Raw genomic sequence first — 21,459 nt, forward strand, 5'->3', positions numbered from 1 at the left:
TTGAAGTAACGTTAGGATGTTTAAAGTGAGGCTTCTGCATAATCCCAAATGATATAATCAAGATAATAAACACCATCATCAATCCTATCACGATCGTTGCGGCGCTGAGACACACATGCGTCATCCAGTGCACTTAAAAAGTATTCGAGCGCATACAAAAAATCTATTATGCCTGCATTAGGCAATAACTCCTGTAGCTTCTGCCACACATAGCGTTGTACATTCTCAATCATATTATCCACTGCTATCTCATATAACGTTATACTCAATATTTGTTCGCAGCGTTCCTCTTCAATGTCAATCTCTAGTGGTAACGCACGTAAGGGATTATCCAGCTTTTGCTTCAACGGACGTCTGAGCATCATCTCATAATAATTATTAAAATGATCCAGTCCCCTACTTGGTGAATAGTTAAAACGTTTCTCGTACTTTTTTTTATGATCTTCTAAACCATCAAAGGTTGTGGCAAGCTTGAATACCTCGCTGTCCGCATTTAAGTATTTATTCTGATGGCGTCCATGCCTTAAAGGCACTAGCGATTCAACCAACACCCCAAAAGCGCGCTCCATACTCAAAAAGAACTCTCTTTCTTGTGCTAAATTCACCAAATAAGCGTTTAAACGACTGGCAATGGCTCTGATGTCTTTGTAATAACAGAAGATAGCGCCAACGCGAAACTGTAGTGTTCTCGCCTTGTCTACTTCCCCTATTTCTTCAAAATAATGCTCAAGATCTTTTAAGGTTTCTGATAGATTTTTAGTCCCTTTTAATTCAAGGCTTGGGTTAATAAACTCAAGGCAAGGCGTGATGTTACGATGATATACATGCTGCGCTCTATGAAATAACTCATCTAAACCCGTCTCTAATGAGCCCATTTCACGGCTTTTATACATATCTGCAATTTCATCGACACGGTAATCTAGGACTCGCATATTTTCAGAGATATCTACTTGAATGTCGCTAAGTTTTTCATAGAAAAAAGCATAAGTCTCTTTAAAGTTAATACCCTCAATGGGCAAAGTCGTCAACTCATTTGCCAGTCGAACGACGTCTTGTCGATGCGATTCAAAAGGTTGAGAATCTAATTGTTTTTTGCGAGAAATATCCAGCCATACTAAGATGTTATAAATGTCTTTTGATAGCGTTACCATATTGGTTAAACCATCAATATTAACGAATACATTCGCCTGCAATAATGCCTCGACACTTAAGATATCTTTTAAGGCATAGTCATCATCTTGATAAATAACTTGTTCGTAAAATTTCAGATACGCTGTCATAGGAAACTGTAACGCTGTCTCGTTGGCATTAATCACATCAACGAATCTAAAAAAATGGGATTTATGCTTTAATATACCTGCTAATATCGCTTCTCGATTAATGACCATGCACAACCCTCCCCTGACGGTTGATTTGGCTCGGCATAATATGGAAGATACAATCACGAGATTTGGGCTTGCCATCGAGCAAGCTTTTATCAACTCGAATGTAATTAGGGATATAGCGTAGGGTGTCTGCATGCAAGCCCGGATTGGCGCATATAATAGTGAATCCAGCATTGCTTACCTGTTCAACAATGGTCTTGATATTATCTTTGTCAATGGTGCCCACTTCATCCACAATAATAGGCATGCGTAAGCTACTGCCTTTTTGGAAAGCTTCACTAAACAGCAATGTGGCAATTAAGGCGGTAATGGTACTGGTCGTACCGCCTGATTGTGACTTTTGTTCGATTTCACCCGTCGCCTGCGTATACTCGTAGTCAATACTATCAATCAAATTACGCATTTTTAAACGTTGACTGTTTGAATGGCTAGTCTTTTCAACATAGTTAATAAGTGATTCATAAAAGCGCTCATCTAAAAGACTGGTTTGATTGGCATTGTGTTTAGCATAGGTACGTTCCAAATTGGCAAAATCAGGTGCTAAGTTAAGCTTAAGAGAGACTTGATGTAAGTTAGATATCTTATGCTCATTCAATTTTTTATTGAGGGAGCTAATCGTCGTACGTAGTAATCCAGCCGAATCTGTAATTTCTTTTAATAAGTTATCAATCACACTATTATGGGTTTTTATTTTGTCATGATAATTGCTTTTTTGAAATTCAAGCGTATCAAAGGAGTTTTTGTATTGCTGAATTACCTCTCCCAGACTATTGATACCTTCAATACGCTGGTGCGGATTAATGCCCTCTACCAAAACAACTTCTGTAAAATCTGACACTTTGCTGACAAGCCTATTAATACGCTCACTTAGCCCGCCTATGCTATTGGCGATTGTAGATGCCTCATTTAAATTAATCTCAATATCATTATTTTCTAAATATGATGTTATCTCAGGGTCGTCTTCCGCTAGATAAGGCAATCCCTGCGATTTTCTCACACCTGCCAGCAGACTTGTAATGCTTTCAGCCTCTTTACCGAAGCTAATAATGTCATCGAACTGCTCTACGATTTGATTGTACTTACTGTCTGTTGATGCTTTAGATTGATCTTTAATGGCTCGCAGGTCTTGAGCCTCTGCCAGCGCCTTTTCTTTTTGGCTTATTTGCTGTGTTTTATCCTCTATCTGACTTTTGATCAAAGATAACCCTTCAAGTAGCGTAATCTTGGCATCAAGCTCTACTATCTGCTCCTTAAGGGCTTGTTTTTTCCCCTCAGCAATCTTTTTACCTATGTCTGTATCAAACTGAGACAGTGCGCTGTTTAACTCTCCAATCTCTTGGCTCAATGTAGACGCTTCTTTCTTATCTTGTGTAATAGTTTTTTCAAACTGGGAGCGCTGTTTATCAGCATCATAAGGGTGATAAAATGTATTAGGTAAAGTGAACGATAAAAAGGACAAATGATTAGCATCATCAACCGTAAACAGCGCCGTAAAATCACTAATTTGACGTAGCGCTTCCTCCGTCAATGGGCTATTAGCGGTAATATTTAAAAAATCCTCATTAATACTGCCTAATAGACCTCTTGCAAAAGTAGCAAAGAGATTTAATATAAGAAACACATCCACAACTGGCTAGGAACCATGCCAAACATAGATAAACTACTTAAAAAAAATGATGCAGGCTTTAAACGCTATACAGGCATTCATAAAGCGACCTTCCATGAAATGCTGGATGCTATGCAGCAATGTGAAGCACAAAAGACTAAATCAGGTAGACCAAGCGTGCTTAGTCTTGAAGAACAAATACTACTAGCACTTACTTATTGGCGTGAGTATCGAACGCTGTACCACATCAGTATGGACTTTGGCATTCATGAGTCGTCTGCCAGTCGTATCATTCGTAAAGTAGAAGATGTTCTTATTGATTCAGGCAAGTTTGAACTGCCTAAAAAGCTGCCTAGTAGAGTCGATGACGATATTAATTGGACAGTCGTCATCGTCGATGCCACTGAAACCCCAATTGAGCGTCCAAAAAAAACCAAAGAGAGTACTACAGCGGCAAGAAGAAACAACACACCTTAAAAGCGCAAGTGATCGTCCACTGGAAAACAGGCTTAATATTAGATATTCAAACGTCCAAAGGGTCAGTGCACGATTTTAAGCTGTATAAAGATACTTGTCCTGACTGGCTTCCTTGTGACACTAAACTATTAGCCGATAGTGGCTATCAGGGCATTGCAAAGTTACATGAACAAAGCTTCACCCCCTTTAAAAAGCCACGTGGTGGTCAGCTGTTAGCGCTCTGCAAACAAGCCAATCACTATCTGGCTAAGTTTCGTATTATGGTTGAGCACAAAATAGGCTTAATCAAGTTGTTCAAAATCGTGGCTCATAAGTATCGCAACCGTCGTCAGCGTTATGATCTTAGAATGAAGCTATTCGCCAGTGTTGTTAATTTCGAGCTTGGTTTATGACTTTTGCAAGAGGTCTATTAAATATCAAAAAAATTGATAATAGTAAGCAATATTTTTCTTCATCAAATACAGAAGAGGAGAGTGTTAGTGTTTCTCCTATTTTTGGTAAGTATGCACGTTGGCAGATTGAAGAGTTCTTGAGTGAGATTGAAGCAGGTAAAGTCGTTTCTGAAGCCGCCCAACATCATTTTGTTTATGAAGATGCAGTTGAGCTATACAATCGAGCGCTGCTTATAGCAGCTGATGAAAATGGTAAGCCTGATTACAAATTGACATCTAAGTACAAACAGCCAAAGTCAGGACATATATTAATAGCACCAACGCTGCCAACCATTGTTAAAGAGCAGCAACTCGTGCAGGAAAGCTTTATTAAATTAGAAAAGCTATATCTTGATCAGTCAACGAAAGAACATGTCCAACGCATGCTTTCAATATTCTACAAAAAAGCTAACTCATCTCATAGCGACCTTCGTTTTAAATTTAATGAAAAACAGATGTTTTACGACTATTTAGATATCGCTATAAAAATACTACCTGCCAGATATTGGCGAATAAATATCAGTGCTTACCAAATGAAGCGCGCAATCAAACCTAAAAAAGAGGAGTTAAAGTATCAGAAAATAATGAATGAAGCAAAACAGCTAGAAACAATGAAAGAGTTTAAAGCTGACTATCGTCAGTTATCAAAAAACGTTACTGATAACGACTATTATAGTGGTTATTCATTATCGGTAATTAGCCCTAAAGAAGAAGATATAATCAACACCGCTAATAACGGAGCGACCCGTGCATCATCATCACTGATGAAGTATGTGATGCATTTACTGCTGATTGTGGATGTGAGTTTTGAGCTAGATAGATGAGAGAATATATACTAACAATTGATAAGCAGTCCTTATTTTTCTATTTATTTGCGTAGCGGATTTTTTAAAGTAGAAAACCGATCGTAGGCTATAACTCCCTTAGCCATAATAAATCTTTGTTGCTGCGTTTAGTTTAACAAATTTATCTCTACGGTTTCTTCATCATAGCTCAACTGTGTAACTGCTTATAATCCAATAACAGGAGAATAAGCAATGACTACTCAATCTGACATTAAAAAACTGGATATATGAGCGCTATGGGAGGGTAACTGATTGGCAAGTAACAAGTCATGATTATCAAGTCCGTTTTGAGCGGATTTTATTTTTTCCTCTAAGTCCTGTTTCTGCTTATTCTTTTGCTGAATTAAAATAACTGTATTTTCTTTAGCTTGCATGGCTTTAAAAGTTTCGTCATACCTATGACGTTGGATAGTCATTTCAGCAATAATATCTTGTGGGCTTTTGTGAGAAAATTGACCTAATATTTTCTCAGCTTTGATTTTCTGTTGCTGCAGCTGTGCTACTTCCTCTTTTAATGCTTTGTGCAGTGTACCCAATCTAGTAATCTCATTTGCAACTTGCTTTACTTCTTCTATGGCATGATTGCGTTCTCTCTCAATGTCTTCCTTTCTAGCACCAATAGCGATTTTATCTTGAGCATACTGCTGCTGCTTTAATTTAAATTCTCGTAAAAATGCCGTGTACTCTAAGACCGCATGTTTTGCATCCAGATGTAGAGCATCAAACTGCTTTTGAATAAATTCATAGTCGTCTTTATTCTCCGTTAAGCTTTTAATCTTTAAACTTTCTTCAAATAGCTGCGCGCGCTCTATCTTAAGGTCATGTACATTTTCGTTCAGCTTCTCTTTGTCTCGTCCCCGCTGCATCTCGATAATAGTCGCAATAGCATTGGGCAGTTTCTTTTTCTCATCCTTACCAGCATCAAACGCTAATTCATAAATTTTGACAAAAGAGCGAATAGACGCCTCTTTTTGGTCTTTAATCGGTACCACACAAAAATGACTGGTCTTAGATCCTCTATTACCGTACATCACATTTTGTAATTCTTGCTTGGTGGTGAGGTGTAATCCACCCAGTTTTTTCTGTACCTCTATCAGGCTTTTAATACCTAACTCATCAGCAAAGTAATTGGTCTGCTCATTCCATATGAACGGCTTTATCTCTTCATAAGGCACAGGGAAGAACAAACGATGGTATTTATAATCTCCAACACGGTATAGCAGCATCGTAAATAAACCAGCGTGATTCTTTACTTCTACGGCGATAAAAGATTCACTGATTGGGAAATAATGTTTGTAAGACTCTTCCTTGCTGTAGGGGTCATTTGCTTTGTTCGTAAAGTTGAATTTGCTTTCACAGTTATTAAAATTGACTTCAGGATATAAAATAAGTTTGGTCGCGGCAAGACTAGAGGTTTTGCCGCGGTTATTTTTACCAAGCAGTACTAAAGGCTCATCGATGGGTATCTCTGAGTAAGCATGACTCGCAGAGTTAACCAAAACAATCTTATTAAGAGAATAGTTGAGTCTAAAGTCATCATTCAAATAGTCATCAACACCCCTTTCTAAGTCATTTAAGTCATTGTCGATTAATGGACTATCTAACGATTTGTTATCATTATGATCCATAGTAGGGGCATTTATATTGTGAGCCGTAAGCTCATTAACAGACAGGTGATGAGTATTAAAATCAGTAGCCATACAAATATGCCTCTTGTTCTAAGATAGTATTGTGTTTTTTGATAATGCGTATGCAGGGGAGCAGTACTTGAGACATATTCTCATCAAGGTTGTATATCTTTTGCATATATTCAGGTGAACATTTATCAATAACTTGCTTAAGGCGAGATTCGACATCATTTGGAATGACAAAGTGAATCGCCATGCTTGATGGCAAGTTATTAATCAATGAGGTTGCCGTTTTAATGCCGCCCAAGTCAAGATCTAGACATAAATACAAGGTGTTATAAAGACTTAAAAATGGAAGGTGTAAGCCATTAGTAATCTCTGTCCCTGCACCAAAGATGACGTCAATGTCTTTACGCATATCTTCAGTAATTTGGCAGTGCTCGCTCAAAAACTTAAATGTTTTATCGCTATGAATAAACAGCTCTCTGTTTTCTAATATTAACGCAGACTTATTGGTTTGATATTTAGGAATCCTACCGTCGTCTTTGAATATCAGAACGTCAGGATGGTTTTGGTATTTTTGGATAAGGAGTAGTGAGCCATTTACTTTAAATGCATGGCTATTATTTTGCATTGCTCCTGAGACTCTATCTTCGCCTTGACTCTCAGCATAATGGTGTAAAAAAGCCAACTTTTCAGGGTTGATATAACTTAGGATGTAAGTATGTGCACCCTTTTTAACCGATTGTAGGTCAGACTCGGCAAATCCATCAAAGGATGAAATAGACGCTATTAATTTCTGAAAAGCTCTAAGATTAATAGCTTCACCAGCGTCTATTTTTTCCAAATAGTTTTTTAAGGTTTTCGCAGCCATATATTAAATCTTTTTTAATAGTCATATTAAAAACCGGCAACCGCAGATCATGCAAGTAGTACAACGAAGGGAGCATCATATCTAACAGTTTAGTATTTCGCTGACTATATCATATCAGCACAGTCTCAGACATTAATAGAATAAAAGCGAGAAATACAATGACTTCACGAAGTAAATAAAAAGTTTATGAAGAATCAAGACAGACTAAACAAGGAGGTAAAAAGTGAAGCAGTATTTTGCTACACCCTTACTCATAGACAGTGTACTAACTGAAAGGTCTTTTAAAGACTTAAAGACAAAGTTGAGACCGAATAACGGCTAGGAGAATGTTGATTAACATAAATGATAGTTATTATGAATCAGGATATAGATAAATTAGATTTTTAATCATATTCGAAGTTCATGAACTTAGTCACTGAATGCCTGTTTAAATACAGTCTATATGATAATGCTATAGGCTTACTATTATAAGAAATGGCATTGATTTTGAAAAATGTAAAAACCTTTTACGCTATCCAATAATTAGCGTAAAAGGTTTTCTGATATTATTTTTAGTAATCCACAGTGTAGCTCAATCCGTAAGTTGTTCCCGAGGCAGGTAGACGATTCAAGTCACCATAGGTTGTTTGATGATAGACCGTTAGATAATCCTTATTGAGTAAGTTGTAAACCCCATAGTTTACTCGACCTACCGGCATTTTGACTTGTCCTAATACATCAAGTGTCATATAACCTGTGACTGGTAATGCTCTAGAATCAGGATCTTTTTGTTGATCCTTAAAGGCTTTATCATCACCGCCAATTGCTAATGCTTGTAGACGTACATTGCTGCCTTCATCAAAGTTGTATTGTGCAAATGCAGTGCCTTTAAGGGGTGTCAAGCGTACGGCATCAAGCTCCAACCAATCACCATCTTTATCATACTGACCACGAGTATAGGCGACACTGCCACCCAATTGCCATTGATCATCAATATCATGGCTGAGCGAACCTTCTATTCCGTAGACGCGCTCATCAGTATCGACGACTTCTACCGTATAGTCATTGGTAAAGCGCACGGTTTTATCTGATTTATTATAAAAACCGCTCAATCGTGCTGCTGTATCGCCATGCTTGCCCTGCCAGCCCAACTCGTAATTGTCGATTGCGATAGGTTGTACATTGTCTGAGTTGACGACAAAGCCTGCCCGTACATCACGTAGCGCACGCTGAATGTCAGCAGTCGTAAAGCCTTGTGAAAAATTGGCAAATACTTGGTCATTTGGGGTTAATTGATAGCTGGTACCGATATTAAATAGGGTTTTATCGTGGTCTGTATTGCCCTTTTCCACTTGACCAGCCTGATAGTCAATGCCGTAAGCATTACTGACACCGTTGATGAGAGGATCATTAAAATACTCTTCGAGCAATTGCTCATAAATGGGCGTGAAAGTAGCCGTTTCTGCTTTCAATTTTTGATAGCGCACGCCTGCACTGGTATGCCACTTATCCGTCAAGTCTATATCGGCATTGACAAAAGCGCCCCATTTATCAATGGTGGTATCTGGTCCACCATTATAGCTAAGACCACTTGGCTGAGCACTTAGACCGTTACTGGCCTTAAATTTATCTAAGTCTTGACCTTCATAAGTTTGCTCGCTTTTTTCGCGCTCAACATCCATACCATAGCTAAACAGCGTCTTTTTACCCGCAATTTTACTATCCGTTTGCATGGCGGCGCGTAGACCCATCACCTCAATGTTAGCTTCTGATTGAGTGACGACGACTGCCCCGCCCAGTAATTCTTTTAGCGTACTCTCATCGGTAAGGCCATTAGCCACCCAGACTTCGCCCGCTTGTGCAGGGAAAACTTTACCAGAAGGATAAAAACGGCCTTTTTCGTCTCGATAGTACCCAGTCACGCTCAGATTTGAGCCTGCAATATCATCATTATTATAGTTAAGGTTGACTGATGTCTTAGTCGTATAAGGCTCGTTTTCTACGTCAGCACCGTCAATCGCTTTTAAAGATGGTGGTAGTTTTTTCGGTTTTAATAATACTTGTAGATTTTTACCATAATCTGGACCATAGTCAGTATCCTGCTCATCATTATAGTAAGTCACTGCCAAATCAAGACGTTGGCTGTCAGTGAGCTCTATACCCAAGCTACCATTAATACTTAGCGACTCGGTATCTTGTTGGTCAGTTTGATTGACGTCTGGGCTGATGCGATTATCATGACTATCGAACTTGCCGCCTTTCGTTTCATAATCCACATCTAGGCGACCATAAACTCGCTCACCGCCATAGCCTAATGTCTGCCCCACATGATAGCCCAATGAATCTGAGTCAAAATTACGGCTGCTACTGACGCCGATTCTGGTTTGTCTAATAGGACCATAACCCACCATAGATTTTGTGACGAGGTTAATCAGACCACCAGCCGCGCCAGCCCCATAAATACTGGTCGCACCAGACAGCACCTCTACCCGCTCAAGCTGCGCAGGATCGATACTGTTTAGCTCGCGTGAAAGGCTGCGTGAGCCACTCAATGGCACACCATTCAGCAAAAACTGCACGGGACGGCCATGCATGGTCGTGCCATAGTTACTGGTTGAGCCACTACTTGCCCCCAAACTTGGAATCAGCTGAGCCAATATATCTCCAGTAGTACGATTACCTGTCGCCTGCATTTGTAGCTCATTTTCGGTAATTACCTGTGTGACGGCGGGCATCTCACTAATTTTTTGTGCCAAAGCCGTTCCTGTCCTTGCTGTAGCAGTGACCGTAATGGTATCTAAAGTCGCGTTTGGTAACTCACTTGAGGCGGCGTTGACAGCTAAGTCTTCTGAAAGCATCGTATTTGAAGCGATGTCCATAGCACTGACATTGTTTTGTGCATATAGTTGCTGGCTGATACAAAAGGTAAGAAAGGATAGAGCAACTTGATGGTGGCGTTTCATATTCACTTCACTTAATTGGAGGATCAAAGAGTGGTAAAAGTTATATTTAGCTAATAATGCTGTGTGTACTAACTTTGTGAACAATATTGTAAATGATAATTATTTTTGTTTCTATAATTATTTACAATATTAAAAACCCTATTGCTTCCGAAAAAATACTACTCCAGCGTCACTCAAGATTTGATATCTAAGCGGTATCCATAATTCAATTAATAGCTTTCTATATGGCTCAACACTGATATATTATTCATATCACCCAAGCGCCTGAACAAGGCTTCTTAGAGCATATGATGGCCTTGGTACGATAGAAGATGCCAAACGTACCAGAACGCCAAATGAGATTGAACTGACTATATTGCCGTCCTCTCAAAAGGCAAACTCATTGCTATTTTTATTTCAGTGGCTTTGTTAGTTTGCTTAATTTCGACAACGATTAGCGTAGTAGTCATGAGCTGGATGCTCAAGCTAAGGTGATTGTGATCTTGGGACGAGCGGTGGAAGCTGCTGGCGACGTCGATGTACTATGGATTTAGAACAACAATTACCAGAAGTGGCTCGCCGTGGTAGTATGCTACTGCTCATTTCATTAATATTAGTCCAATACGGTCTTATGAATTTGCCGGCAAGAGAGATAAATACTGGGCGTACAGTAGGTGTCACTTTCGTTCTGCTAAGCATGATTATGGAGCTGTGGCTCACTCCTTCATTTACCAACACAAGCAATGCTAAGGTTAACGTGGCTAGCAATTTAAGTGCCATAAAAAGCACTCCAATAGGCACCATTCTATTTATGCTTTAGGTAACAACTTGCCAGTAGAATAACGAGTAATTATTGATATCGCTAAGTCTACGTCTCATCTACTTTTTGAGCCTTGAACTCACAGAAGAGTGAATTATATGCTAATAAATTTCCTATTTGGGTGCGGCAAATCTTTAGCACTATAATTCACTAATCTATAATGATATTACAAACACGCCTTAACTCAAATCAAAAATCCATTGTGGCTGACAGCATAAATGTACGCGGCTCACCCAAGCCAAGACTGGTATAATGCGGCTTTGCCCAATAAGCTTTATTAGTTACGTTAGCAACACTCGTTCTTAATGTCAGCGGCTTTTTATCAATAGAGGTGGCATAACGTGCACCTAAATCATATACAGTGCGACCTGGTAATGACAGTGAGTTGCCTGCGTCAAGATATTGCTTAGATATCGAGTTTGCATTAGCTGTCAATGTCAAGTCTTGAATAAAAGGTAGATCCCATTCAACACCAAGCTTAGACTGCCATTGTGGGACACCTGTAGCTCTATTACCCTCATTAACTCCACCAAGCGTCTTGGTTAGCTTCGCATCAATATATGAAACCCCGCCCATAAGGCGTATATCTTCAATGGGTGAGCCAAAAAACCCCCATTCAACACCTCGGTTACGCTGTTCGCCAGCATAAGAAAAGATATTGCTAACAGGGTCTAAATAGCTATTAGGTTTCTCAATTTCATAAACACTTAGGGTATGTGAGAACTCACCAAGATCAAGTTTTACACCAACTTCTTTTTGTTGGGTTTTATAAGGGGCAAACATTTCACCAGCATTTTCTGCATCTATCGGTGCAGTAGAACCTTGGCTCAAACCTTCTATATAGTTAGCATACAAAGAAACTTGATCGTTTACTTTACCCAGTAGCGCTATTGATGGTGTAGTCGCACTTTCGTTGTAATCCTTTGCTGATGCCAGCATACCTGCTTGTTTACTTTCTACCTGTTGATGGCGCAGTCCTAAAGTCAGCTGATATTTATCCTCAGCAAAAGACAGTGTGTCTGCAAGACCATAGCTGGTCAAATTCGTTTTTGTGTTTAGTAGCGCAGGAGAATTGAAGGGAATATTACGCGACTCCCATACTGGTTTATATATGTTAGTGATCCAGTCCTCAGCCAATAACCCCCTTAGACCACTTAAGTGATTATCTTCTTTGTAATCAACCATATTAAATGCGACTTGATGATTAACTCGTCCTGTTTTAAATTTACTTTTTAACCCTATCTCGGCAGATTTTCTTTCAATTTCATCTTCAACTTCTCCAAGATTAGTACGATAGTCTCCTGCGGCATTGATAATCTGCGTGACAGAGGCATTCCGCCCCTTAAAGTGTGTTTTACTATTTCCACCCGCACCATAAATCATTAAATCGTCAGTCACATCGAATTCACCACGTATCATTAGCCCCTTATCTTCACTATCATTAAATGCCCAGCTTGGGTTCAGTAGCGTCTCTGGTTTGGGAGGCTTAGGAATCGATAAGCCTGGTGCTAGGGTGAGACCGCGAGTCGGTCCATCGACCCGCTCTTTACTGTGATACAGATCGGTTGAAAATCGAGCACGCTTCCCTTTCCAGTCCAGTGCAATAGAAGCCAGTTGCGCTTGTTTTTCTTGATCATTTACTGCACTGTCACCCTCTCTATAAGCACCATTAATCCGAACACCAAATTGCTTATCTTCACCAAAACGACGTCCCACATCCACATGCCCACCAAGTTGTGAGTCTGATAAATATCTTGCCGTCACTCGTGTCAACGGCTCATCGCCTGCTCGCTTAGGCACTAGGTTGACTGCACCACCCACTGAGCCTTTGGGAGGCATACCATTCAACAAAGCTGAGGGGCCCTTGAGTACCTCAATACGCTCAAACATCTCAGGTGAGCTGCGATAAAAAGGTGCCATACCGAATAACCCACCTACCGTAACATCACTGATGTCTGAGGAAAATCCACGGATAGAATAACTTTCAAGATTCTGGCCACCAACCCCGCTGCTAAAGACGGCAGCGTCAGTGGCAGCGATGACAGCCGTAATATCGGTGGCTTGCTGATCTTCAATAAATTTATCGGTATAGCTGATGGCACTAAACGGCGTCTCTAAAAAATCCTTATTTCCCAAGAACCCAGCGTGATTGGTATAGGTCACCTGCCCACCTGAGTAGATAGGATTGTCGTTGCGTTCTGCCACTACTGTTATCGCAGGCAAGGTCACTGTAGGAACGTTGTTATCCTCCTCTAACGGTGGGTTTTGCGCTCCATTGCCAGACTCAGTGGTTTGCTCACTATGTGTCACATTACTATTTGTCTGTGCATACGCTGATGGCATACAGATGAATACCGTCCCAGCGACTAGGCTCAAAGACATGGCAAGTCTTGCTGATACGATATAATTGAGCGCGAAAGAAGGATTAAGCGCAAAAGACAGTTTGATTGGTGTCGCCCGCTGTTTGACCCTATTTTTATGATCTAGGTGTTGAAGTTGGTGCATGGAAGCGTCCTCTTGTTTTGATAGAAAATAATAATGCGAATAAAAAAACAAATGATAATCATTAACACTTTAGGGTAAGAAGAACCCTCTCTTTCTCACTTAATTATTCACTAGGGCGTGTCCTAGTCCTACGTTAAAAACATCATTCGTCTTAGGATAGCTTTAGAACGTTGGTTGATAACCTTTGAGGACATCATCCATTATAATGTTTAAAGAGGTTGGGCTGGCGGCTGCTATATACCACGCATCTGCATCAACAAAAACAACACGACCATTTTTCCATGCTTTTGTTTGACGAAGTAAAGGGTTGCTCACCTCCTCAGGATTGATAATAGCGCGGTGCTCCATGACAGCGGTACGGTCTACAATATAAAGAATGTCTGGATCTGCCTGCTGTATAAACTCACTAGAAATTGGCTGCCCATGTAGGCTGGTCTCTACAATCGTACTCGCAGGCTTCACACCCAAGTCATTAAAGATAAATCCATAGCGTGATTGCAGTCCAAAATTGCTAAAAGCCCCATTATTATGTAAGACAACCAGTGCTTTTTCTGGGCGGGTTTTTGTGAAGTCCTGAACCTCTTTGACTCTTGTATCTAACTGCGTGGCTTTTTGTTCTGCCAATGCCTCCTTATCAAAAATACGACCTAAAGTTAATAAGTGGCTTTTAACACTGGCTATATGCTGCTGACTGTTATTAAAATTCACATCGAAATGTAGAGTCGGTGCAATCCCTGACAGCTCTTGATAGTTAGCGGCGTGAAGCGGGGTCATCAAAATCAGATCAGGATGTAGCGCATGGATACGTTCCATATTTGGCTGAACAATAGCGCCCAAGTCCTCTACTGCGTCATCCGCTTTGTACTGCGAAAGAAAGTGCGGAATATAGTCTTTGACCATTCCTGCAATCGGAACATCGAGCTGATCCAAAAAATCAGCTTCATTCATATCCAGTACCGCGACGCGTTGCGGTCGATTATTGATGACAGTAGTACCAAGCTCATGCTTGATCATGATGGGCGTCTCAAGTTTTTGTGACGCGTGTGCTGGCTCATTTGTCAGCTCAGTAGAAGTTTTTTCGCATCCTTGTAATGATACCGCTGCCGACATGACCAGTACCCAAACCCAATCTCTCTTACTCAAATTCATACTGCATCCCCTGATAAATTGAAGTAGTTGCACAGGCAACCACGTTCACTACGAATGATCTCAAAATCAAGATCGTATAACTCACTTAAGTTGGCTTCTGTCACGACCTGTTCAGACAGACCACTAAAGCTAAGCGTGCCATTCTTCAACGCCACAATATGGTCAGAATAGTTGGCTGCAAAATTGATATCATGAATCACCAAAATAACCGTGCGCCCCTGCTCATCACATAGACGGCGTAAGGCTTGCATGATTTGTACTGCATGCTTCATGTCAAGATTGTTTAGTGGCTCATCCAATAACAACACGTCTGTTTGTTGCGCGATGGTCATCGCCAAAAAAGCCATTTGCCGCTGTCCACCACTTAATTCATCCAAATAAGAATGACGTAGAGGCTCTAATGCCAAAAAATCAATGGCCTCATCAATGATGCGTCGATCTTCTGTGGTTAACGCACCACGGCTATACGGAAAGCGCCCAAAGGAGATCAGCTCTTCCACGGTTAATCGTAGATTAAACCCTGGAGACTGCCGTAATGTCGCAACGTGATGCGCGTATTCAGAAGTACCAATCTCACGGATGTCACGATCATTGAATGATATCTGACCACTACTTGGCTCCAATAGCCTTGCCATCATCATCAACAAGGTGGATTTTCCAGCACCATTAGGACCAATTAAAGAGGTAACACTGCCAGCCTGAAATTCTAGGCTAATATCTGATAGCACAGATTTTTTGCCATAGTTTTTATGGACATGGTTGATGGTAATCATGTGAACCCTCTAGTACGGACAGTCAGCGCGAGAAAATAGATGCCACCCACAAGGTTGACGAGAATACTGACACTGGTTTTATAATTAAAGACATGCTCAACAAAGATTTGAGCGATTAAAAATATGGCGATAGTAATGGCACAAGCGATGGGTAAGGTGACTCTATGCCAGTTACTCCCTGCAAGCGCATAAGCGATGTTGGCAATGAACACGCCCATAAATACCGTAGGACCGATCAAGCTCGTTGACACAGCCACCAAAATGGCAATTAAAGCAAGATATAACTTAACGTATTTAGGATGGTTTACACCAAGAGACAGCGACTGCTCACGGCCAAGCGCCATCACATCTAAGACAGGCAATGTTTTACGACTAACCCATAGTACGGTGGCTACCGCAAGCGCTCCATAAAACAGAGTCTCTGGCTGAGATCGATTAAACGAGGTATAGCTCAACCCCTGAAAAACCGAAAACTCTCCGGGGCTAATACGCAGCTGAATAAACTGCGTAATCGTACCGATGACCATCGTCAGTACCAAGCCAAACAACAACAAGGTATAGACATCATTTTTACATCGAGGGAAAAGCCAGTGATGAAGTGCCCAAGAATATGCCAGCATCAATACGATTGATACGATAAAATTACCACTGACACCCAGCAGCATCAGTCCATTTGTACCCATCACAAACAGCAGCAGCACTTGCCACAGTAAATAAACAGCCTCATAGCCCATGATAGAAGGTGCCAAAATACGATTACCAACAATAGTTTGAAAGATTATAGATGAAAAAGCTAAGCATATACTACCGAGAACAATAGTCGCTAGACGCATCAAACGCTTAGGAATTAAGTAATTAAAATCTAAATCAGAGCCTATAAATAAGAAAATAAGCGCCAGCAATATAATCATTATCAAGGTCGTCCAAATCTTTGCCGCAGTACTCATCTTACTCCCCTCATGATTAACACAAGGAATATCACACCGCCTACCCCGCCTGCGGTAAGGCCAATAGGAACCTCAAAAGGATAAATGACGAGCCGCCCAAAAATATCACAAATCAGCAGCAAACAAGCACCGCCTAAGGCGACTACTGGCAGTGTCCGCGACAGGTTTTCCCCGTACTTTAGAGCGACTAGATTTGGAATAACCAGCCCCACAAAAGGTATGGCGCCGATGGTGATGACTGAAGCGGCCACCGTTACTGAGACTAGCATAAGCCCTAAGGCAGCTGTCGCCGCATAGCCGAGTCCTAGACTGGCGGCCATGTCCTCGCCCATACCCAGTACCGTAAAGCGATGGGCATAAATATAGGCTAATACAATGATGGGCAAAATAATATAAATCAGCTCGTAATGACCTTGTACAACCCTTGAAAAATCTCCCAATAACCACCCTTGCATACTTTGTAAAATATTATGGCGATACGCATAAAACTCCGCAATTGAGCTCAGCACACTGCCATACATCAACCCAAGGACAGGAATAAGAACAGCGCTCTTAAACTTAATACGGCTAATAATGAGAATAAAAAGTAAGCTTGAGGCAAAGCAAAAAACCAGCGCAAAGATCATTTTACTACTCGTACTGGCATTAGGAAGCATGGTGAGCGAGACCAAAATGCCAAGTTTGGCAGCATCCAAACCCCCTGAAGTTGCGGGCTCAACAAACTTGTTACGGACGATGTGCTGTAAAATCACGCCGCTAACAGACAAACCCACTCCTGTCAGTACCAGCGCAATCAGCCGTGGTATACGGCTCGCCGTTAGGGTCAACCATGCATCGTTGGAGAAATTAAAGAGGGCGATAAGTGAGGTCTGTTTTGAGCCCAGCATAAGAGAAACGGCACAGAGTAAAATGAGTAACAAAGATAGTGAGCGCATTATTGAAGTTCTTCTTACTTATTACGAATGACTTTTTACTACGCTGAAACATACCACCAACAGTCTATAAAACTCATTGCTAGGATTTTTCATTAAAGCATAAATGAGAATCAATCATACTATGCTTGTTTGAATAGGTAAGTTGAATATAAGGTGAAATTGGGAAGTTATACCGTGAATAAGGGAACTTATTCGGAACGACACCTCAGCATTTACCAAGGTTTAAAGATTGAATTAACTCAGGCGCAACATAGGTTTGGTATAAATAAGTCGTATATCAGCAATGCTTATTTAGCTGATTTTAGAAGATTGTGGCAGCTTGACATCTATTGGTTGGCTAGATAAGTTGTGTGGGTGTAACGCCATAAAATTTGGCAAAAGCTTTACTGAAATTGCTAGGATCACGATAGCCAACATACCATGCAGTCTCTTGGACGCTTTTATATTCATCTAGCAACAAACGCATTGCTTCCTGCATACGCAGTTCACGGATAAAGCTGCCGATTGTTTTACCCGTTTGTTGTTTGAACTGTTGCTTGAGATAGCATTCGTTTATACCCACTCGTTGAGCCAACAAGGAAATTGTTAATTTATTACTGTACTCTTGGCGAATAATATCAACGGCCTGATCAATTTGGCTTTTTTGGTTTGCTAATCGGCCTGATATATCTTGAATGCCTAAAATATCTTGGCAAAGCAGCAATGCTTGACTCTCTAAAGCTAATCGATCACTCAAAGTACAGCAAGGTAAAGAGAGGATATAAGCTGCACGAGCAAGTAGACGCGGCTGGTTGGATAAGCTGACTTGAACCATTTCAGGATCTTGATTATTAAAAGGTAATAGCCATGTTGGAACAGCGAAGCTTTCTGCCCAGCGCGACAACAATGTTTGACTAAAATCGATTGTTACGATATGGCTATTTATAGGAGAATTCTGCAAATATTCAGTATCAACTGTAGAGTTAATATCACCAAAATCTCCTGATCGTCGCCAAATTTGCTGCGAATGAATACTTGTATCAGTCCGTAAATTACTAGCATGTAAGGTATAGTTCGCATCTACAATTAAGTGCATCCCTACATCACAAGCAAATGGTGCGGCGGGTTCCACCAAAGATTGGCTGCTAGCAATGCTGTTTCGACCGAGCACGATACCATTATGCAAGCTCAGTAAGTCACCATAACCAGAGCTGCCATCATAAGTTGGACGTTTAATCAAATAGTCAGAATCAGGATGATCGAAAGACCAGTATTCGGTCTGATAGTGATCATAAAATGTGCTTAAGTTCGTCATATAAATACAATCGCGATATTTTAGTTTGAATGATTAAATAACAGAGATTCTATGTTGTATTCAACTAGAAATAGCTTTACCTACATAAATAGCCAGTTATCAAATATTGAAGTAATAATAGCATTATTAGTAACAAACAATCATTTTAATACAAATGATTATCAATCAAAAATAATTAAATGGTATTAACATACCAAAAAGGAGTAATAATGAGTCTGCATATAGCGAATATTAAAAACGAGCTTGATGATATTAAAGAACTTTGGAAGCCTACTGATATTGCTCAGTTTAATCAATTAACCGTAAAACTGGCTAAATTGAAAGGTGAATATGAATGGCATAATCACGAATATGAAGATAAGTTATTTCACGTATTGTCAGGACAGCTATTTATTATATTAGAAGACAAAACCGTAGAGGTGAACGCTGGTGAAGTTGTCGTTATTCCTAAGAACAGTAACCATAAACCTTATGCGCCTACTGAAACGAGTGTAATGTTTTTTGAACCTTTATGAATATATAGCCGGTACAATATAATTCAGATACAAGGAAGGCGAGCGAAAGTACTACAAATAGTAGACTAAGCGAGCCTGACACCGTATCTGATTTATATAGGATTTACTATAGAATTAAATCTATAACAATGTTTCTATTACAGCTATTTGATTGAAATGCATTTGAGCACTCAGTATTAATAATTTGTAAAGCCGTTAAAAATACCGCCGCCTTTGTAAATTAAATATCGAAAATGCAACATGCATAACAAACTTATCAACCATTTATTGAATACGCACTTTGCTTTTTAAAGAGTGGTTAGCCAATCACTCTTGCAGATTTTTCTCCTAATGAAGGTGTGAATATTAGCATTCTCATTACTCGCGTTTATATTATTTCAATATCAGGATATAACGAGGCTAAGTTAACCAAATCCCTCCAATGAGTAGGAGCTTCTCTGCCTGCTTATAAAGCTATCTGGAGATATGCATATGTCAAATAGATGGTTTTAAATAAGTCGTCATCTGCGTTTCAATTCTATTGTATTAGCATATAAACTTGATTATTTTTCCTCACGGTATAAGATGTTTTTTGCTTCTATTCTAAAATCTTCATGACTAATGGCAGGTTCAATGCTAGCTGTACTTAGGTTTATATGTGAGACAGACGCTTCTGGCTCACGATATAAGATATTCTGTGCTTCCTGTCTAAAATCACCATAACTAATAGCAGTCTCGGCTTGAGCATACTTAGCTTCAACATTAGCCTTAATATGATTGTTTTTAACTTCTACTAGCGGTGAGCTATCTGCTACCGTCTTGTTGATTTGATGAGTAGCTACCGTAACAGGTAGATGAACACTTACCATGGATGTTTGAGGAATTGTTGAAAAAAAACGAGCAGACACAAATATAGTCGTTAATAACAAGACACCCACTATGGCAAACCATTTTACATGACTCAGCAAACTGCCTTTTGCTAGCTTTGCTGTGTCGGTTGCTAATAGTGGCTCGTTATTAGAATTACTGGATAAGCCAACACTTTTATTGATATCACTTTTATTGTCTGAGATAGTCATAATTCAATACCGAGTCAATCCATGTTATGAACGGCCTATCACCGTATCCTTGATCTCAGGATACGGGCTCTCGGGTATGTTGCAATGATTTTTGGTATGAGCGATAGAATTGACTGATAAGCGGCTTGAAAGTACTATTATTGTATGGCTAGTTGCTGATGAGCAATTTGAAAAATGGTAATAAAAATGAGATGAATTGCAGTCTAATAAGCAAAATAGCACAGGTTATCTCGAGGTATTAAGCAGATATTTAACGCTGCTTGGCATAACTCAGTCCATTTGAATTGAGAATATGCCTTAGATTGAGTGATTAATCATTGGTCTCGCGATACAAGGTACTTTGGGATTCTTCTCTAAAGTCATCATAAGTGATGGCTGCCTCAGCTGCTGGCATGGTCGATGGGGCTTCAGTAGTCTCTACCCCATTAGGATTGGTGTCTGGATTCTCAGTGGGGGGTTCCTCTGGTTGCGATATCACTGTCGATTTGTCTATCGCGCCTGTATCAGCAGAAGGTTGGTTGTCATCGGTTACTACTGCTTTGCCAGTGCTAACAGCTGGTGCTGCATCTGTCGTTGTTGTTTTCGTCTCTGCACTATCAGGTGCAATCGTTTTCGTTGAGGTCGATAGAACGCCGGTGAAAATTAGTGTTGCTACAATAGTAGCAATCAATAATGAGCCAAAGATCATGCCAATAATAAGTGGTTTTTTGCTACTTACTTGCTTTTCCTTTGATTTTGCTAATTGTTTAGCAATAGCATTGTCATTTACAGCGTCGTTATTATTAGATAGTTGTTCGTTTCTAACTTTTTCAGCTGCTAATCTTTCTGAATCTTGACGTTTTAAATCATCAGCATTCGCGCTGTCAGCGATATATAAAGAAGATTTATCGTTATTTGCATCAGAGTCTAAAGAGTTGTCAGTATTAGCTATCGGTGCATGATTTGTTGAAAAACCCTCGTCTTTATCGTCATCAGAAAAATCTACATTAATACCTGTGCTCACGCTTTCTTGCTCTAAATTAGCAAATAATTCTAGCTCTGTGGCGCTTAATGGCTCGTATGATGAAAGATGGTTGGTATTTTTTAGTGGTTTTAATGCATTTTCTTTGAAAGCAGGGTTATCCTCATTACTATCAACATTTTCGACACGCGTGATGAAACGCTCGTAGATATTATCTTTACGCATACGCTTACGTGGCTTAGTATTAGCAATTTTGGCTAAATTTGCCTCTAACTGCGCATTAGGGCTATTTTTTTTGTCGCTCATGAAGTAATACCAAACCAGTTTTTACCGCG

18 protein-coding genes are annotated in these 21,459 nt (G+C 40.0%); 5 read left to right on the forward strand and 13 right to left on the reverse strand.

Features of this window, described 5'->3' with window-relative positions; genetic code table 11:
* Positions 1-20 precede the first annotated feature (20 nt).
* Both INT03_RS02275 and INT03_RS02280 read right to left on the reverse strand, forming a co-directional pair.
* On the reverse strand, positions 21-1,388 hold the full coding sequence (locus INT03_RS02275) for a hypothetical protein (RefSeq protein ID WP_193007400.1): 1,368 nt from the start codon (positions 1,386-1,388) through the stop codon (positions 21-23).
* The gene (locus INT03_RS02280) at positions 1,378-3,012 is read right to left on the reverse strand and encodes a hypothetical protein (protein ID WP_193007401.1); all 1,635 of its coding nucleotides are present in this window, start codon (positions 3,010-3,012) and stop codon (positions 1,378-1,380) included. The genes INT03_RS02275 and INT03_RS02280 overlap by 11 nt, the downstream gene beginning before the upstream one ends.
* A 15-nt stretch (positions 3,013-3,027) precedes the next feature.
* Between INT03_RS02280 and INT03_RS02285 the strand changes: the two genes are divergently transcribed.
* From INT03_RS02285 to INT03_RS02295, 3 genes are read left to right on the forward strand one after another with little or no spacing between them, the layout of a single operon-like run.
* Positions 3,028-3,468, forward strand: coding sequence for a transposase family protein (locus INT03_RS02285; RefSeq protein WP_193007402.1), 441 nt, complete (start codon positions 3,028-3,030; stop codon positions 3,466-3,468).
* Positions 3,469-3,476: 8 nt separating this feature from the next.
* Entirely contained in the window at positions 3,477-3,860 is a 384-nt protein-coding gene (locus INT03_RS02290) for a transposase family protein (protein WP_244656536.1), read from the forward strand.
* Positions 3,857-4,723: a hypothetical protein gene (locus tag INT03_RS02295; RefSeq protein WP_193007403.1), complete on the forward strand. Its 867-nt coding sequence runs from the start codon at positions 3,857-3,859 to the stop codon at positions 4,721-4,723. The genes INT03_RS02290 and INT03_RS02295 overlap by 4 nt, the downstream gene beginning before the upstream one ends.
* 221 nt (positions 4,724-4,944) lie before the next feature.
* On the opposite strand, the gene INT03_RS02300 is transcribed toward INT03_RS02295, so the two are convergent.
* The 3 genes from INT03_RS02300 to INT03_RS02310 all read right to left on the reverse strand — a co-directional run bounded on the left by INT03_RS02300 (position 4,945) and on the right by INT03_RS02310 (position 10,188).
* Entirely contained in the window at positions 4,945-6,444 is a 1,500-nt protein-coding gene (locus INT03_RS02300; protein WP_193007404.1) for a hypothetical protein, read from the reverse strand.
* Positions 6,434-7,246, reverse strand: a complete 813-nt coding sequence (locus INT03_RS02305) for a hypothetical protein (protein WP_193007405.1) — start codon at positions 7,244-7,246, stop codon at positions 6,434-6,436. Before INT03_RS02305 ends, INT03_RS02300 begins: the two co-directional genes overlap by 11 nt.
* Before the next feature lie 551 nt (positions 7,247-7,797).
* Positions 7,798-10,188 (reverse strand): TonB-dependent receptor, encoded by a 2,391-nt coding sequence (locus INT03_RS02310; RefSeq protein ID WP_193007406.1) that lies wholly within the window; start codon positions 10,186-10,188, stop codon positions 7,798-7,800.
* 523 nt (positions 10,189-10,711) lie between these two features.
* Here INT03_RS02310 and INT03_RS02315 point away from each other — a divergent pair.
* Positions 10,712-10,987, forward strand: coding sequence for a hypothetical protein (locus INT03_RS02315; protein ID WP_193007407.1), 276 nt, complete (start codon positions 10,712-10,714; stop codon positions 10,985-10,987).
* A 189-nt stretch (positions 10,988-11,176) separates the two neighbouring features.
* Here INT03_RS02315 and INT03_RS02320 read toward each other — a convergent pair whose 3' ends face one another.
* The 6 genes from INT03_RS02320 to INT03_RS02345 form a co-directional block, all read right to left on the reverse strand.
* A complete protein-coding gene (locus INT03_RS02320; RefSeq protein WP_226951665.1) occupies positions 11,177-13,492 on the reverse strand; it encodes a TonB-dependent receptor in 2,316 nt (771 codons plus the stop codon).
* 162 nt (positions 13,493-13,654) lie between these two features.
* Positions 13,655-14,641, reverse strand: coding sequence for a siderophore ABC transporter substrate-binding protein (locus tag INT03_RS02325; protein WP_193007408.1), 987 nt, complete (start codon positions 14,639-14,641; stop codon positions 13,655-13,657).
* Positions 14,638-15,414, reverse strand: coding sequence for an ABC transporter ATP-binding protein (locus tag INT03_RS02330; protein ID WP_193007409.1), 777 nt, complete (start codon positions 15,412-15,414; stop codon positions 14,638-14,640). The genes INT03_RS02325 and INT03_RS02330 overlap by 4 nt, the downstream gene beginning before the upstream one ends.
* Positions 15,411-16,325 (reverse strand): iron chelate uptake ABC transporter family permease subunit, encoded by a 915-nt coding sequence (locus INT03_RS02335; RefSeq protein ID WP_372860370.1) that lies wholly within the window; start codon positions 16,323-16,325, stop codon positions 15,411-15,413. The genes INT03_RS02330 and INT03_RS02335 overlap by 4 nt, the downstream gene beginning before the upstream one ends.
* 32 nt (positions 16,326-16,357) lie before the next feature.
* Positions 16,358-17,296 (reverse strand): ABC transporter permease, encoded by a 939-nt coding sequence (locus INT03_RS02340; RefSeq protein WP_193007411.1) that lies wholly within the window; start codon positions 17,294-17,296, stop codon positions 16,358-16,360.
* A 337-nt stretch (positions 17,297-17,633) separates the two neighbouring features.
* Positions 17,634-18,590 (reverse strand): helix-turn-helix domain-containing protein, encoded by a 957-nt coding sequence (locus INT03_RS02345; RefSeq protein WP_193007412.1) that lies wholly within the window; start codon positions 18,588-18,590, stop codon positions 17,634-17,636.
* Positions 18,591-18,799: 209 nt separating this feature from the next.
* On the opposite strand from INT03_RS02345, the gene INT03_RS02350 reads away from it, so the two are divergent.
* Positions 18,800-19,105 carry a cupin domain-containing protein gene (locus INT03_RS02350; RefSeq protein WP_193007413.1) on the forward strand — a complete coding sequence of 102 codons (306 nt, stop codon included), beginning with the start codon at positions 18,800-18,802 and terminating at the stop codon, positions 19,103-19,105.
* A 542-nt stretch (positions 19,106-19,647) separates the two neighbouring features.
* On the opposite strand, the gene INT03_RS02355 is transcribed toward INT03_RS02350, so the two are convergent.
* Entirely contained in the window at positions 19,648-20,163 is a 516-nt protein-coding gene (locus INT03_RS02355) for a hypothetical protein (protein ID WP_193007414.1), read from the reverse strand.
* Positions 20,164-20,473: 310 nt separating this feature from the next.
* Positions 20,474-21,430, reverse strand: coding sequence for a hypothetical protein (locus INT03_RS02360; protein WP_193007415.1), 957 nt, complete (start codon positions 21,428-21,430; stop codon positions 20,474-20,476).
* Positions 21,431-21,459 lie beyond the last annotated feature (29 nt).

The sequence above is a fragment of the Psychrobacter sp. PG1 genome, assembly GCF_014897815.1.
In the GTDB taxonomy this organism is placed as follows: domain Bacteria; phylum Pseudomonadota; class Gammaproteobacteria; order Pseudomonadales; family Moraxellaceae; genus Psychrobacter.

Coding starts and splice junctions, on each gene's coding strand:
- INT03_RS02310 (WP_193007406.1), bottom strand. CDS start 10,188: ATGAAACGCCACCATCAAGTTGCTCTATCCTTTCTTACCTTTTGTATC.
- INT03_RS02320 (WP_226951665.1), bottom strand. CDS start 13,492: ATGCACCAACTTCAACACCTAGATCATAAAAATAGGGTCAAACAGCGG.
- INT03_RS02350 (WP_193007413.1), top strand. CDS start 18,800: ATGAGTCTGCATATAGCGAATATTAAAAACGAGCTTGATGATATTAAA.
- INT03_RS02355 (WP_193007414.1), bottom strand. CDS start 20,163: ATGACTATCTCAGACAATAAAAGTGATATCAATAAAAGTGTTGGCTTA.
- INT03_RS02275 (WP_193007400.1), bottom strand. CDS start 1,388: ATGGTCATTAATCGAGAAGCGATATTAGCAGGTATATTAAAGCATAAA.
- INT03_RS02295 (WP_193007403.1), top strand. CDS start 3,857: ATGACTTTTGCAAGAGGTCTATTAAATATCAAAAAAATTGATAATAGT.
- INT03_RS02315 (WP_193007407.1), top strand. CDS start 10,712: ATGGATTTAGAACAACAATTACCAGAAGTGGCTCGCCGTGGTAGTATG.
- INT03_RS02330 (WP_193007409.1), bottom strand. CDS start 15,414: ATGATTACCATCAACCATGTCCATAAAAACTATGGCAAAAAATCTGTG.
- INT03_RS02345 (WP_193007412.1), bottom strand. CDS start 18,590: ATGACGAACTTAAGCACATTTTATGATCACTATCAGACCGAATACTGG.
- INT03_RS02300 (WP_193007404.1), bottom strand. CDS start 6,444: ATGGCTACTGATTTTAATACTCATCACCTGTCTGTTAATGAGCTTACG.
- INT03_RS02285 (WP_193007402.1), top strand. CDS start 3,028: ATGCCAAACATAGATAAACTACTTAAAAAAAATGATGCAGGCTTTAAA.
- INT03_RS02360 (WP_193007415.1), bottom strand. CDS start 21,430: ATGAGCGACAAAAAAAATAGCCCTAATGCGCAGTTAGAGGCAAATTTA.
- INT03_RS02325 (WP_193007408.1), bottom strand. CDS start 14,641: ATGAATTTGAGTAAGAGAGATTGGGTTTGGGTACTGGTCATGTCGGCA.
- INT03_RS02305 (WP_193007405.1), bottom strand. CDS start 7,246: ATGGCTGCGAAAACCTTAAAAAACTATTTGGAAAAAATAGACGCTGGT.
- INT03_RS02340 (WP_193007411.1), bottom strand. CDS start 17,296: ATGCGCTCACTATCTTTGTTACTCATTTTACTCTGTGCCGTTTCTCTT.
- INT03_RS02335 (WP_372860370.1), bottom strand. CDS start 16,325: ATGATTATATTGCTGGCGCTTATTTTCTTATTTATAGGCTCTGATTTA.